The sequence below is a fragment of the Rothia sp. ND6WE1A genome (genome assembly GCF_001683935.1).
GTDB classification, from domain to species: domain Bacteria; phylum Actinomycetota; class Actinomycetes; order Actinomycetales; family Micrococcaceae; genus Rothia; species Rothia amarae.
Window position 1 is genome coordinate 86,089 of the sequence record NZ_LXTU01000061.1, and the last position, 14,421, is coordinate 100,509.

Genomic DNA, 14,421 nt, shown 5'->3' on the forward strand with positions numbered 1-14,421 from the left:
ATTAATCGCACATTCTACCCGCAATAATCAGGGGGATTTTTTGCGGACAGAAAAAACCACCGAAGAAAGGCGAGGTCAATATCACAAGAACTCCCCTCTTTTCTTCCCTCCTATTTCAAAAAATTACGCCAGCCACTTCAGTAGCTGAAATAAAAGAGAGCCGATATGACGCCAACTTATTTTTCTGCTACCCGCCGTAGGGTTTCCACCACCGCAATGGCATCGGCAGTGGGCTGCACATTATGTACCCGTACTGCCCAAGCTCCCTGCTGAGCAGAAATAGTGCTTATGGTAGTGGTCGCCCCATCTCGATTAGCAGGCGAGCGATGATGCCCGAGCGACTGCGCTCGACGATCATCCTCCGCATCTAGCAAGGTGGCAACAAAACGTTTGCGGGACCCGGCAATCAGCACAGGGTGACCCAACTCTTTCAAGCGGTCAATTCCTGCCAACAATTCCCAGTCCTGATCCCCAGCTTTGGCGAACCCCAGACCAGGATCAATGATGATATTTTCCGGTTTCACACCGCCATCCAGCAGCCGCTGACGCAGAGTAGTGAGTTCCTCACAAATTTCAGAAACAGTGTCTTCATACATGGCCTCTGAATCCATGGTGTTGGAATCGCCTCGGGCGTGCATCAGAATATAGGGAATCTGCAAATCAGCAGCTACGGCAATCATGTCGTCGCGAAGGCTCATTCCCGAAACATCATTAATGATGTGCGCCCCGGCTTCAATACTTGCGCGAGCCGTTTCGGGGTTAAGGGTATCCACGCTCATCACCGCACCCATTTTTGCCAGTTCTCGAATGACCGGCAGAATACGGCGCTGCTCCTCCTCGGCAGTAATACGCACCGATCCAGGACGGGTCGATTCGCCTCCGACGTCAATGATATCTGCGCCGTCTGCAATCATCTGCCGGGCGTGCGCCACGGCGTCTTCCACCCCATAGTGTTGACCGCCGTCTGAGAAGGAGTCAGGGGTGACATTAAGGATTCCCATGACCAGAGTTCTGTCAGCAGGGAGATTTTCGTACGATCCCCAGCCACGAATATTTTCCATCATTAGCTCCTCTGTTCATCGTGGATTTTTATCATCTCACTGAGCAAAGGGTTTTTCTTCCAGCTCCGCCGCGCTTGCTACCTCTAGACCTGTTTAAAAGTAATTTTACACACGATTAAAGTACGGGTAAGGTCTACCTAAGTAAGTATTACCTTACTTATTATTTTGTTCACACTTAGTACATTCATTAGAAAGCAGCTCATGAGACTACTCAAGCGCATTGGCAGCACTCTCGCTGTAGCAACACTTCTCGGATCTCTCACCGCTTGCGGAACCACTTCTACTGAAGAATCATCCACCCAAGATTCTTCAGAAACATTCACAGTTACCGACGTCATCGGGCACACCGTGGAATTTGATAAAGCCCCCGAGCGCATAGTCCTCGGCGAAGGACGCGCACTCTTTGCCACCTCAATCCTGAACCACGAAGAACCTTTCAAAAACGTCGTCGCTATGGGTTCAGATCTCAAAACCAGCGCCCCCTCCTTCTACCAGAAGCTAGAAGAAACTCACCCCGAACTCAACGATGTTCCCACTATCGGAGCTATTGCCAAAGGCGATGTAACGGTTGAAAACCTCATCTCCTACTCCCCCGACATCGTCATCATCACCAAAGACCACTACGATGCCGCCCAGGGCACAGGCATGATTGACAAGATGGATACAGCAGGAATCAAATACCTCGTTACTGATTTCCGCCAGCACCCCTTGGAGAACACCACAGCTTCCGTTGATATATTTGGCAAAGTATTTGACCGCGAGGAGCAGGCTCAGAAGTTCAATGAGCACTGGAAGCAGGTAGTTGAAGGCGTCAAAGAAAAGGTTGCTTCCGCCGATTCCAAGCCCCGTACTTTCCTCTGGCGTGCAGCCGGCCAGACCGATTGCTGCATGTCGTTCAACAAATCAAACTTTGCGGAATTTATAAATGTTGCAGGCGGAGAAAATATCGGAGATAACCTCCTCGATGGCGAAGAAGGATCTCTTACCCCTGAAAAAGTAATCGAACAGCAACCAGAGGTCATCATAGCCACCGGTGGCTCCTGGGCACCCAAAAAAGATAAGCCTCAACCGGTACCTCACGTTTCTTTGGGTTATGCCACCGATTACTCTCATGCAGAGAGCACTCTGGCAGGACTGCTCAAAACCCCAGGTTTCGACCAACTCAAAGCACCGCAAAATGGGGAATTCTACGGAATTTGGCACCAGTATTACGACTCCCCCTTGAACTACCTCGCCATTCAACAAATTGCTCAGTGGCTACACCCTGAACTCTTTACCGACCTAGATATGGACCAGGAAATCAAGCAGGCACACCAAGATTTCCAGCCCTTTGAAGCTTCTGGAACATTCTTCGTTCAGCACAAGGTAGATCAGAAATAAATGGCAATCGCTAGCGAGACCCCTTCATCACTTGTACGCACTCACCGGGCAGTGGTACGGCGGCGCTGGACACTTATTGGGTTGTTGATAGCCACAGCTACCATTGCGTTTATCGTGAGCACCGTTGTAGGTCCGATTGATATCGGGTTTATGCAAGTTATCCACGGAGTGTTTGACCCTTCCGCGCTCTCTGAAACTCAGCGCACAGTACTCTGGAAACTCCGCTTACCGATGTCGGTGATGGCAGTACTCATCGGTGTCTCTCTCAGTGCTGCAGGTGCGCAGATGCAGACAATTCTGAACAACCCGCTGGCTGAACCCTTCACCTTGGGTATCTCTGCCGCAGCGGCTTTGGGTGGGGCGAGCGCCATCGTTTTAGGCTGGAGCTTTTTGCCCCTCCCTCAGCTCAACCTTGCCTTTGTGGCGTGGGTTAGCGCCATTGCTGCTACATCATTAATTGTCTTCTTTTCGGTACTTCGCGGAGCGAGTTCGGAAACCATGATTCTTCTAGGCATTGGACTAGTTTTCATGTTTCAAGCGATGCTGGCATTGTTGCAGTACAAGGCTTCTACCGAGGCACTCCAGCAGATTGTTTTTTGGACTATGGGTTCCCTGACGCGAGCAACCTGGTTGGGAAATATCGTCCTTGCAGGAATCTTGCTGATTGCATTGCCGTGGATGTGGGTGCTCTCATGGAAACTCACTGCTTTGCGCTTAGGCGACGAACGGGCACGGGCAATGGGCATCAACGTCGCCCGCGTTCGAATCACTGTACTAATACTGGTTTCAGTTCTGGCGGCAACTGCTGTAGCTTTTGCCGGAGTAATTGGCTTTATCGGTCTTGTAGGACCGCATATTGCCCGTCTACTCGTCGGCGAGGACCAACGCTATTTCCTTCCTGCATCGATGGCGGCAGGAGCTGGAATCCTGTGCGCTGCCCACGCCTTGAGCCTAGTAATTGTTCCAGGAATCGCTATTCCCATTGGAATTATTACTGCCTTGGTAGGTGTACCGTTCTTCTTCCTCATCATTATGACTAGAAAGAGAACCCAATGGTAGAAACTTCAGTAGAGGTCAACGGGCTACATACCGCCTACGGCAAGCATCAAGTTCTCGATAATCTCACCGTTGCCCCTCTTACCTCTGGGAAGGTAGTAGGCCTACTTGGTCCCAACGCCTGTGGTAAATCAACCCTTCTCAAAACAATAGCGGGAGTACATAAGCCGCAATTAGGTACTGTGAGGGTAACTCTAAACGGCAAACAGATTGCCCCCAAAGAGCACTTTCGCCATATCGGGTATGTTCCTCAAGATTTACCAGGTTCTGCAGCACTCACAGCTTTTGAGACCGTCATGGTGTCAGCTTCTCGGGATTCTTCTAGCCATGGTGTGGAGAATCTAGCTGCTGAGGTAATGTGCGACCTAAAAATTTCTCATCTCGCACACCGCTATCTCAGTGAACTCTCTGGAGGGCAACGGCAAATGGTAGCCTTTGCCCAGATGCTTGTTGCTAAGCCTGCGGTGATGCTTCTTGATGAGCCAACGAGCGCTCTCGATCTCAATAAGCAGTTGTTCTTATTAGCACAGGTACGCGAGCAAGTACGTGCCACAGGCGCCCTAGCCCTGGTTGCAATCCACGATATTAACCTCTCTGCACGTTTCTGCGACGAGTTGCTCGTGATGAAAGAAGGTACCCTACAAGCACAAGGTAGCCCTCGTGACCTCCTTACCCCTGAATTGTTACGTGCAGTCTTTGAAGTAGAAACTGAAATTTTGCATCATGGGGATACCCCGGTCATTGCAACGGTGAGCTAAATCCACCCATGCAGGTCTCAAAGAAGTTCTATATAAAAGGATGCCGGGGATTTATTTCCCCGGCATCCTTTTATCTTTACCTAGTAAAAACTAGTTTTTACTCATAATCAGGCTCATAGCCTCCGCACGAGTAGCCTCATTACGTAATTGACCACGCACTGCGCTCGTCACCGTCTTGGCACCGGGTTTACGCACGCCGCGCATACTCATGCACATGTGCTCCCCCTCCACCACGACGATGGCGCCTGCAGGCTGAAGACTCTCTTCAAGAGCCTCAACAATCTGAGTAGTCATACGCTCCTGCACCTGAGGGCGCTTAGCGAACAGATCAACCACACGAGCCAGCTTAGACAGCCCGGTAACTTTCCCGTTCTCTGCCGGGATATACCCAATATGAGCAGTTCCAAAGAAAGGGACCAGATGATGCTCGCAGGTAGAGTAAAACGGAATGTCCTTTACCAGCACCATCTCAGAATGTTCAATATCGAAGGTCTTGCTCAGAAGCTCCTTCGGATCCTCATGCAGACCACTGAACATTTCCGCATAAGCACGAGCTACACGTGCAGGGGTGTCCTGCAAGCCGTCCCGGTTCGGGTCCTCCCCGATTGCCTCAAGGATTTCCCGCACAGCGGCTTCGATACGGGGCTGATCAATGCTCATTAGAGATTTCCTCCCCAGGGATTATGAATATCCCCACCATTGATACCCCCGTTGGAAGGACCGTTACCGCCCAACCCAGGTGAAGGATTTACATCGGTGGCAGGCTTTTCTACCGTTCCAGTTTCCGGTTCAATCACCGGCTGTTGAACGATGCTGTCTTCTTCAGTCTCATCCTGGCGGATGCTGCCCTTCTTCTCCTCTTCCAGCTCAGAAGGTGCCTTTACCGGAGGGATATCAGAAGGTTCGCGGTTCTCCTTGGAGTACCAGTAGCTACGCTCTGGGCGCTTGCGAACATCAGCGAAAATCTCTCGCAGTTCGTTCTCCAACAGAGTTTCCTTCTCCAAAAGAGCGAAGGAAAGACGATCGAGGACGTCGCGGTTATCCCGCAAAATCTCGTATGCTTCATCGTGGGCGTCCGAAAGCAAAGCAGCAACTTCCTGATCAACCGTCAACGCCAAAGCGTCTGAGTAGTTGTTGGAATTTCCGCCACCGCCGCCGAGGAATGGGTCGGATTCTTGGGCGGTCAAACGCACAGAACCAATCTTCGAGCTCATACCGTACTCGGTGACCATTTTGCGTGCAGTATCGGTTGCCTTCTGAATATCGTTCGAAGCACCGGTTGAAGGATCATGGAAAATCAATTCTTCAGCCGCGCGTCCACCCATCGCATACGCCATCTGGTCAAGCAGTTCGTGGCGGGTGGTGGAATACTTGTCGTCCTCCGGCATCACCATGGTGTAACCCAGAGCACGGCCACGAGGAAGAATCGTAATCTTAGTAACGGGCGCAGAATTACGCAGGGCGGCTGCAACCAGAGCGTGACCACCCTCATGGTAGGCGGTAATCTTACGTTCGTGTTCGTTCATAATGCGTGAGGAACGCTGCGGACCAGCCATCACACGATCGATAGCCTCATCAATCGCGCGCTCGTCAATCACGTTTCCGCCGTCACGAGCAGTCAGCAAAGCAGCTTCGTTCATGACGTTCGCAAGATCCGCACCGGTGAAACCGGGGGTACGCTTAGCCACCGATGACAACTCAACGCGGCGGTCAATAGGCTTACCTGCAGCGTGAACTTCAAGAATGCGTTGACGGCCCTTGAGATCAGGAGCATCCACACCCACCTGGCGGTCAAAACGACCGGGGCGAAGAAGCGCGGGGTCCAAAACATCTGGTCGGTTCGTAGCGGCAATAACGATGACGTTGGAGGTTCCATCAAAGCCGTCCATCTCAACCAGCAGCTGGTTCAAGGTCTGTTCGCGCTCGTCGTTACCGCCGCCCATGCCAACACCGCGCTGGCGGCCGACGGCGTCGATTTCGTCCACGAAAACAATGGCAGAGGGGTTGGATTTTGCTTCCTTGAACAAATCACGCACACGCGAAGCGCCCACACCCACGAACATCTCTACGAAGTCCGAACCCGAAATGGAGTAGAACGGTACGCCAGCCTCACCCGCAACAGCCTTAGCCAACAAGGTCTTACCGGTACCGGGAGGGCCGTAGAGCAGTACGCCCTTAGGAATCTTTGCGCCCAAACGGGTGAACTTTTCAGGCTCAGCGAGGAACTCACGAACTTCTTCAAGCTCAGCCAATGCCTCGTCAACACCTGCAACATCCGCAAAACGAACCGTGGGGTTGTCCTTATTGAACTTCTTCGCCTTGGACTTGGAGAAGTTCATAATTTGCGAACCGCCACCGCCCATACGGGACATGAGGAACCAGAAAACCACGCCAATCAGCAAGAAAGGAATAATCAGGTTCAGCATTGAAAGGAACCAGTTATTCTCTACCGGTTGATCGGTATAGCTATCCAGGTGTCCATCATCAATTGCTTTAACGACGTCGGTTGCACGGGGCTCTACATAGTAGAACGTCACGTTCTTACCGAGATTACGCCCCTCAGAGTTGGTGTACTCGTCTTTAAGCTCCAGATCGACGCGCTGATCGCCGTCATACATCTTGGCGCTGACCGCTTTGTCGTCATTCAACAACTGAAGACCAACATTGGTGTCTACGCGGCTAGCACCGCCAAATAGGCTACTCAGCGACATAGAGAAAAAAATAATGACCGCAAGAATAACCCAGAACCAAGGTCCTGAAATGAGCTTATTGAAGAACCCCTTCTTCTCACCGGGATTCTTGTCGTTAGTTTTTTGCGCCAAGGCTAATAGTCCTCCATAAAGACGGCGGGCGCCGCCCTAACCATTCTGCATATGCGGGCAGAAAGAATAAGTTGCACATCGAAATGTACTTGCCCAATGTACAAGGCAACGCTGAAAACTTCCTATAAGTTAGCGTTTGTTCCACTTCGGGCTAAAAAATTACGGTGCGACCCCACCGCAGCAAGGGGGAATCGCACCGGGATTTTCACCCTAAAAATTAGGAATATACGTGAGGTGCCAAAGTGGCAATGCAATCAAGGTTGCGGTAACGCTCAGCGAAATCCAACCCGTAACCGACCACGAACTCAGGCTCGATATCCCAGCCAACATACTTGCACTGAACATCAGTCTTAACCGACTTAGGCTTACGCAACAAAGCGCAAATTTCAACAGAGTTAGCGCCGCGGTGCTGCAGGTTCTGCTGCAACCACTGCAAAGTCAGACCTGAGTCAACGATGTCTTCAACAATCAGAACATCACGACCGGTGAGGTCAGTATCAAGGTCTTTGAGAATGCGGACAACGCCCGAAGACTTAGTGCCGGAGCCGTAAGAAGAAACAGCCATCCAGTCCATAGTGTAGTGAGCGGTCAGAGCGCGGGAAAGATCTGCCATGACCATGATGGCGCCCTTGAGCACACCGACCAGCAGGACGTCTTTGCCTGCGTAATCGCGGTCAACCTGCCCTGCAAGTTCTTTAATCTTTGCATCGATTTCTTCTTTGGTGAAGAGAACGTGCTTGATATCGTTCTGTACGTCTTTTTCCTGCACGAGTTGGGGTCTTCTTTCTCGAGATGTGAACCTAAAATCAGTGTACCGGTTGTTGATTCTCTGTGCCTAGAAAGTAGCAGGAAGCCAGTAGTTTTCTAAACATTTGAGACTTCCGGGGTTTATCCCTAAGATTGCACCGACAGTCCGGCGCAGCGGGAGGCAAGCTGGCTGGGTCTGGCGTGAATCGCCTCAGCGAGCGCCAGCGAACTCAGGCGAGAGGGATCGCTTGCCGACGCTGTGCCAGGCGTCAGGTGCATCTACCTTATGGATAAAAGAAATCTATTTATTTTCGATAAAAACAAGAATTCCGGTTTGTTTCAAGTCGAATTCTCCGGTGGGGGTAGAAATCCTTATTCCTGGACGACGCCGATACACGCTCACATGCCCGGCAAGTTGCACGGGGCCGCCAATACTGTGTTCAGCGGCGAAAGCGGTCAAGGCGGTGAGCCTTTCAAAGCTGGGGTTCTGCCCGCCTACAGCTTTTACGGCTAGTGAAAGTACTCGTTGCAAGAGCGCCGGGTGCAAGGAGGAGAGCGCCGCGCGGTTAAGAACGCGCACTCTTTGGTGGTCTTGCAACGGCTGCTGGAGGCGCAGATTTTCCACTCCCCCTACCTGTTCTAGGTTCAGGGAAATGTCCTGCAATTTTTGGTGTGCCTGCTCGTCGATATACTCAGCGTCAGGGCCAATAATGGTTGCGGTGCGTGCCAGCGATACCGCGACGTCGCCGCCTAAGTTGTCTTCAAGATAGGGAAGTATCGAGTGGCGGACTTTCGCACGCATCAGACTCTGATCAAAGTTCGTGGGATCGTTCCACGGTTCTAACCCCTCAGCCTCACAAATCTGCTGAATCTGTGAGCGCCGCACGTTCAAAAGAGGGCGAACCAGGGTCAGACTATCTATGTTTCGAACCCGTGGCATGCCGCTGAGGGATTTGGTTCCCGACCCTCGCGCAAGACCGAGCAAGACTGTTTCTGCCTGGTCATCGAGGGTGTGTGCTAGCAAAAGTACGGCAGCACTGGTCTGATCCACGGCTTCTCGAAAAGCACCGTAGCGGGCTGTACGCGCCGCCATTTCAGGCCCCTCCGAAGCATGCTCTACCTCTACTGTTTTTATCAGAATAGGGGAAAGCCCCAGATCTGCACACTGTTGCGCTGCTTGGCGCGCAACTTTTGCAGAGTTTTCCTGCATTTGATGATCTACTATCACTGCTCCTACGGCAATCGATCCGCGGCGGGCAAAGTGCGCGCTAATTGCCGCCAGCGCCAGCGAATCAGGACCGCCCGAGCAACCCACGAGAACTAGCTTTTTCTCCTGCTCAGAATCAGGTCGGGGTGCTTTTTTACCGGAGGCAGCAACGGTGTTGTCTCCCAGCACAGAGTTAAGTGCTTCTGCCACCTCGTTTCGCGCAAAACCTACTGCCGGGTGAAGGCGACCCTTACGCCCGTCCTGCATTATTTCTGCCCACCACGAGCGGATTCGATCTCTGCACCTAAGACGCGGTCAATCCATGCCTGAGGATTATGAATTTCGGTTTCGGTGGGAAGGTTCTGCGCGCCGTCCCAGATGCGGTTGAACTGCTGCATACCCCGCGCGTCCACGATGAACTGAACAAATTTTTGGCCGTCTTTATACTGGCGGAGCTTGCGGTCCATGCCCAAGAGCTTGCTCATAAATTTAGTGAGTATTTTCTGGGTTTCGCTACGGCGGTTGAAGCGGCGGCGAATGGTTCGAACGGTCGGCACAATCGAAGAATCGACGGCGTCCATCACTACATTGGCATGACCTTCCAACAGACTCATCACCGCGGTAATCTGGCTCAGTAATTCACGGGCTTCAGCGGACATAACGGTTTCAACGCCGCTAGTTTTCTGCGATGAATCACTCTCTTTGGAGTTCTTGAGCGATGACGCCGCAGACAGCGCGCGCTCCATCAGATTCTCACTGGTGGCGCCCAGTTCTTCGGTCATAGCCTGCATGAGGTGCAGAATATGCTCGCGCATCCAAGGAGCGGCAGCAAACTGAACGCGGTGCGTCTGTTCGTGGAGGCAGACCCAGAGGCGGAAATCTTCGGGATCAACATTGAGCTCTTGCTCAAGTTGGATGAGGTTGGGAGCTACAATCATGAGTCGCCCGCCTTCGGCACCGTGTCCTGCTAAAGCGGCGTAGGGATCATATTGACCCAGCACGCGAGTGGAAAGATAAGCGAGCACCCCGCCGAGCTCAGTTGAGCCAGCAACAGATGCCAGGTTCTTTTGCGAGTCAGTCATCTCTGCAAATTTTTGCCCCATGAGGGAATCCCCCACCGGGTCAAGCATAACGGCGAAAGACTGCGTATTAGCCTTCGCCCACGTCGCGCGGTCTACGATAAGCACTTCGGAATCTCGCAGGTTATGAGCGGCTTCAAGCCCGGTAATCTCGTAGACGTAATCTACTGAAGCCACGGTAGCGTAGCGCATGCTCTCGACGGCGGCACGCATGTCCGCCGGTTTTACCTTAGGGCCAGCCGGAGCCAAATTCTTAGCTACTTTCGCGGCAGTTTCCCATCGGATAATGGAAGAAGTGCCCTGGGACTGAGGAGTTATATTCGCAGAAGTCATCTATCCCAGTCTACTGGTGCTTGTTCCAAAAGATGAGCGTCTCTGGATTTTCGCAAAAAGTACAAAGTTTCGGCATAAATACAAGCTAGAGAGTGTATTTAAGCTGAAACTGTGTACTTTTTTACCCCGTTTCGAAGATGCAGCTCTCAGACAAACGAAAAGCCGGTGAGGCAAATTTCTCTGCTTCACCGGCTTTACATATCAGCTACATCTTAGTTTTTGTCGTCAGCTTCAGCTTCAGCAGCTGTCTCATAGTGAGATTCCTTGAAACGCTCCTGAGCTTCACGAACGAGGCGCTCAGCGGTTTCGCGGCCTTCCCAGCCTTCAGCCTTAACCCACTTGCCGGGCTCAAGATCCTTGTAGCGCTCAAAGAAATGAGCGATTTCAGCCTTGACGTGCTCCTGGATATCTTCGATTTCCTTGATTTCGTCGTAGCGCTTGTCAGAAGGAACGCACAGAACCTTAGCGTCGCCACCAGCCTCATCGGTCATGTTGAAAACGCCGACGGGGCGTGACTCAACGAGAACGCCGGGTACGAGCTCATCGTTAATCAGAACCATGGCGTCCAGTGGATCGCCATCTTCGCCCAGGGTATCTTCAAAGTAGCCGTAAGCGGTGGGGTACTGCATAGAAGTAAAGAGCACACGGTCCAGGCGCAGGCGGCCGGTTTCGTGGTCGATTTCGTACTTAACGCGTGAGCCACGGTTAATTTCAATAGTGACATCGAGTTCCATAAGAGTCCTTTCAGGTGCGTATGAAATGAGAGCAATTGTTTGAATTGCTCCCGACCATTCGGTGTACAGTCTATCTCAGTACCCTTTGTTCCTCGCAGTTTTTCAACTGAATTGACGCTTTCGGAGGTAAATCCCCCTTGTCAGCTGATACCCCGGCTTCATCTTCTCGTTCTTCCTCCGCGCGTTCGTCCAGATCGGGATGGGGAATTGCCGCTCTCCTTACCGCTGGCGCCATAGCTACCGGGGCGTGGGCTTTTCCGCACATTCAGCAGGCTCAAGAAATTCAAGACGGCGCAGACCCGTCGTTCTCCGCTCCTGCTCCCAGCGGCGCAGCGACTCCTACGGCAACTCAAACCTTAACCGCAGGTGCTCTAGATACTCAGCTGAAACCCATCGCAGAATCTTTTAATGCGGGCAACATATCGGGCACTGTGACCGACGCCGCCACCGGCGAATTGCTCTACTCCCACCGTGCAGATGCGGCGAGGATTCCTGCCTCTAACTTCAAAATTCTCACCGACTATACGCTAATGCGTCACGCGGATCCTGCAGCTCGCTACACCACCGCCGTCAAGCAAGCGGAGAATACCCTGACCCTTGTTGCCGGTGGAGACACCCTGCTGGGGACCGGTAAGTCCAACGAAGATTTAGTAGTAGGACATGCAGGGTTGCAAACCTTAGCGCAGAAAACTATCGATGCCCTGGCACAGCAAGACCAGAAAAACTTTGTTCTCAACCTGGATACGTCGCTTTATTCTGGCCCAGCTATCAATAGCGCGTGGGCGCAGGAAGATATAGACGCAGGGTTTGTGAACAACCTGGCTCCTGTTGCTTTTTACTCGCATTATTCACCGGGCGCAGACGGACGTTCTACCACCAACCGCCCTACTCAGCCAGCCCAAGAAGTACAGCAGCACCTGCTCGATACCCTCAACGAACTAGGCGCTCAACAAGGCATCACTTTCACCTTGGGCAAGGAGAAAAAGGCGGACGACGGCGCCGCCACTGTTGCCGCTGTAGAGTCTGCGACCGTCAGCGAGCAGGCTGCCTATATGATGCAAGAATCAGACAACATGCTCGCCGAGGCCTTGGGCAGAAATGCTGCGGTAGCCGCCGGCAAAGAGGGCTCCGAACAGGCCGCCAAAGATTTAGTACGATCTACTTTAGAAGCCGACGGGATTTCTACCGCAGGTCTTGCTCAAACCGATTTGTGCGGGCTTTCCATGGACAATAAAGTCACCCATGAAACCCTCACTCAAATCGTCCGCGCAATGGTCAACGATGAGAACGGCCTGAGTGCTGCGCTCAGCGGATTCCCCGTTGCCGGCGGAAGCGGAACCCTCGAATCACGGTTTGATGATTCCGCCGAAGCCGCCGCCCGAGGGTACGCCCGAGGCAAAACGGGAACGCTCAACAAAGTTATTGCCCTCACCGGTTACACCGAGCGAGACAACGGGCAAGTTCTCATTTACTCGTTCATCACGAACAATGTCACAGATACCGCCCAGGCAAAAAACGCAATCGACAGGTCAGTAGCGGTAGTCACCAACCATTAAGACTCAGGAGTAAAGGTAATCAATTGGTTCTAGTTAGCTCAGCCAGCACAGCAACGGTGAACTAACCTTCTCGTCTGGCTCGCAAGAGCTCGCAGAAACGATTCATGCCAGACCCAGCCAGTTCACCTTACTGCTGTGCTGGCTGAGCTCTCACCAATGAGTACCCTTATGAGAACTTAGGCTACAGAAACTGCACCGGTGAATGAGTTCCAAGAAATAACCTGGCCGCCGCTGAAGTTCTGGCGGACGAAAATGCCGTCCCAGTATTCCTCAGTGGTGGGGTACCCTACGCCGTTTTCAAATCCACGGCGCGCGAATTCAGCACCAATTGCGCCGTTTTCAAAGACCGCATGCGCACCGGTTGCGGGGCTCCACAGAACCTTCGAACGTGCTCCACTTTTGTTGAAGACCTGGTAGTAACCGCCGTCGACCAGTCCACCCTGCTCTGCCATCGTGGGATAACCCAGTGTGTTTTCGCAGCCATTGTTAATCCAGAATCGACCGATAGCGCCCTGGCGAAATACTGGGTGCGCACCGGTGTAGTTAGACCACATGAAGGTGGTAGTGTTGCCATCTTTGTTAAAGTTCTGCCAGGCGCCGTCGTCGACCAGTCCGCCACGTTCGTTCATGGTGGGCTCACCGAATCGGGCCGCTCCACCGTCGCGGTAGTAACCGGCAGCAATGCCATCGCGAACCTTAAAGCCGCTAGGTTGCACCGCTGTGCTGGCGCCAGAGACGGTGTTCTGAATATCCGAGGGACCGTCGGTATCGTAGCGGTAAATGCCCATGTTGCCCAAGACGCGCCAGGGCAGGTTGTTGCCGTAGCCGTAGCACAGGCCGATGCCGCAGGTGTTAGCAGACGGAGCGAGGATAGCGGCGTTATGAGCCGGTGAGCTCTTCCAGAAAGCTAGAAGCTGGCTGATGTCGTCGTTATAGGAAAGTGCGATGACTTCGCGTACGAAAGAGTAGCCCTGAACCTGAGGGTTGTTGAGAAATTCAGTGCCGTGGGAGAAAAAGCCCTGGTCAAACTGTCGTTTCGCTTCATTATCCATCACCGAGGCAACAGTAGCCGAGTGGCGAAGAGCGCCCAGCCCATGTTCGGCACGGTATTCATTAACGAGGTCGAGTAGTCGTTGCGCGTCGGAGGCACGGTACTGCGCGCTGACGGTTCGAATATCGCTGGATGATGCCTGCGCTGCCGAGCTCACGGCGAGGGTTCCCAGTCCGACGAGGGCGGCAAGGCCTGCGTGGCGGCGGGATAGAGAGAAGGAACCTATCTGGTTCATAGTATTTTTTGACATAAAATCGCCTCTCCGAGCTTTTCTGGTAGGGGGGGGAGAAATGAAGCTGTGCAGGCACAACTTTATAGAATCGTTATCTAAATCCCAATCAACTTATCGAAACTTTTTCTTTATATTCGAATGATTCGAATATAAATACTAATGTGCGGTTTCATATCAATTTTGTCAGCCAGCTATGCAGGGCATCATCCCGCCAGAGCGGAATATGAGCCACAAGAGCTCCTCCAGCAAATACATTTCATTATTTCTGCAAGGTGAACATGAAAAATTGTTTAATTATTTAAATAAAAAAGTTAAATTGCTCCGCTGGGTTATCGCACTAATTATTACGTATACTTACTAAACTTTAAGTTAGTTTCGAATAAATTATTTTCTGGACACACGGCA

General features: G+C 52.3%; 13 protein-coding genes. 4 read left to right on the forward strand and 9 right to left on the reverse strand.

Features of this window, described 5'->3' with window-relative positions; all coding sequences use genetic code 11:
* Positions 1–176: 176 nt before the first annotated feature.
* Positions 177–1,064, reverse strand: coding sequence for a dihydropteroate synthase (gene folP / locus A7E48_RS08665; RefSeq protein ID WP_068172259.1), 888 nt, complete (start codon positions 1,062–1,064; stop codon positions 177–179).
* Positions 1,065–1,262: 198 nt separating this feature from the next.
* On the opposite strand from folP, the gene A7E48_RS08670 reads away from it, so the two are divergent.
* From A7E48_RS08670 to A7E48_RS08680, 3 genes are read left to right on the forward strand one after another with little or no spacing between them, the layout of a single operon-like run.
* Entirely contained in the window at positions 1,263–2,441 is a 1,179-nt protein-coding gene (locus tag A7E48_RS08670; RefSeq protein ID WP_068172262.1) for an ABC transporter substrate-binding protein, read from the forward strand.
* Positions 2,442–3,500, forward strand: a complete 1,059-nt coding sequence (locus A7E48_RS08675; RefSeq protein WP_068172274.1) for an iron ABC transporter permease — start codon at positions 2,442–2,444, stop codon at positions 3,498–3,500.
* On the forward strand, positions 3,494–4,255 hold the full coding sequence (locus tag A7E48_RS08680) for an ABC transporter ATP-binding protein (protein ID WP_068172277.1): 762 nt from the start codon (positions 3,494–3,496) through the stop codon (positions 4,253–4,255). Before A7E48_RS08675 ends, A7E48_RS08680 begins: the two co-directional genes overlap by 7 nt.
* A 90-nt stretch (positions 4,256–4,345) precedes the next feature.
* Here the strand turns inward: A7E48_RS08680 and folE are convergent, their stop codons facing one another.
* From folE to ppa, 7 genes are all read right to left on the reverse strand, one after another.
* Positions 4,346–4,915 (reverse strand): GTP cyclohydrolase I FolE, encoded by a 570-nt coding sequence (gene folE, locus A7E48_RS08685; RefSeq protein ID WP_068172280.1) that lies wholly within the window; start codon positions 4,913–4,915, stop codon positions 4,346–4,348.
* Positions 4,915–6,966, reverse strand: coding sequence for an ATP-dependent zinc metalloprotease FtsH (ftsH, locus tag A7E48_RS08690; protein ID WP_083147334.1), 2,052 nt, complete (start codon positions 6,964–6,966; stop codon positions 4,915–4,917). The genes folE and ftsH overlap by 1 nt, the downstream gene beginning before the upstream one ends.
* Positions 6,967–7,294: 328 nt before the next feature.
* Positions 7,295–7,846 (reverse strand): hypoxanthine phosphoribosyltransferase, encoded by a 552-nt coding sequence (hpt, locus tag A7E48_RS08695; protein WP_068172283.1) that lies wholly within the window; start codon positions 7,844–7,846, stop codon positions 7,295–7,297.
* Between the two features lie 125 nt (positions 7,847–7,971).
* On the reverse strand, positions 7,972–8,103 hold the full coding sequence (locus tag A7E48_RS11500) for a hypothetical protein (protein WP_255376927.1): 132 nt from the start codon (positions 8,101–8,103) through the stop codon (positions 7,972–7,974).
* A gap of 22 nt (positions 8,104–8,125) precedes the next feature.
* Positions 8,126–9,298 carry a tRNA lysidine(34) synthetase TilS gene (tilS, locus tag A7E48_RS08700; protein WP_068172286.1) on the reverse strand — a complete coding sequence of 391 codons (1,173 nt, stop codon included), beginning with the start codon at positions 9,296–9,298 and terminating at the stop codon, positions 8,126–8,128.
* On the reverse strand, positions 9,298–10,443 hold the full coding sequence (locus tag A7E48_RS08705) for a zinc-dependent metalloprotease (RefSeq protein ID WP_068172290.1): 1,146 nt from the start codon (positions 10,441–10,443) through the stop codon (positions 9,298–9,300). The genes tilS and A7E48_RS08705 overlap by 1 nt, the downstream gene beginning before the upstream one ends.
* A gap of 212 nt (positions 10,444–10,655) precedes the next feature.
* Positions 10,656–11,177, reverse strand: coding sequence for an inorganic diphosphatase (gene ppa / locus A7E48_RS08710; RefSeq protein WP_068172293.1), 522 nt, complete (start codon positions 11,175–11,177; stop codon positions 10,656–10,658).
* A gap of 137 nt (positions 11,178–11,314) precedes the next feature.
* On the opposite strand from ppa, the gene dacB reads away from it, so the two are divergent.
* A complete protein-coding gene (gene dacB, locus A7E48_RS08715; protein ID WP_068172296.1) occupies positions 11,315–12,733 on the forward strand; it encodes a D-alanyl-D-alanine carboxypeptidase/D-alanyl-D-alanine-endopeptidase in 1,419 nt (472 codons plus the stop codon).
* Between the two features lie 176 nt (positions 12,734–12,909).
* Here dacB and A7E48_RS08720 read toward each other — a convergent pair whose 3' ends face one another.
* A complete protein-coding gene (locus tag A7E48_RS08720) occupies positions 12,910–14,034 on the reverse strand; it encodes a CAP domain-containing protein (RefSeq protein ID WP_068172299.1) in 1,125 nt (374 codons plus the stop codon).
* Positions 14,035–14,421: the final 387 nt, after the last annotated feature.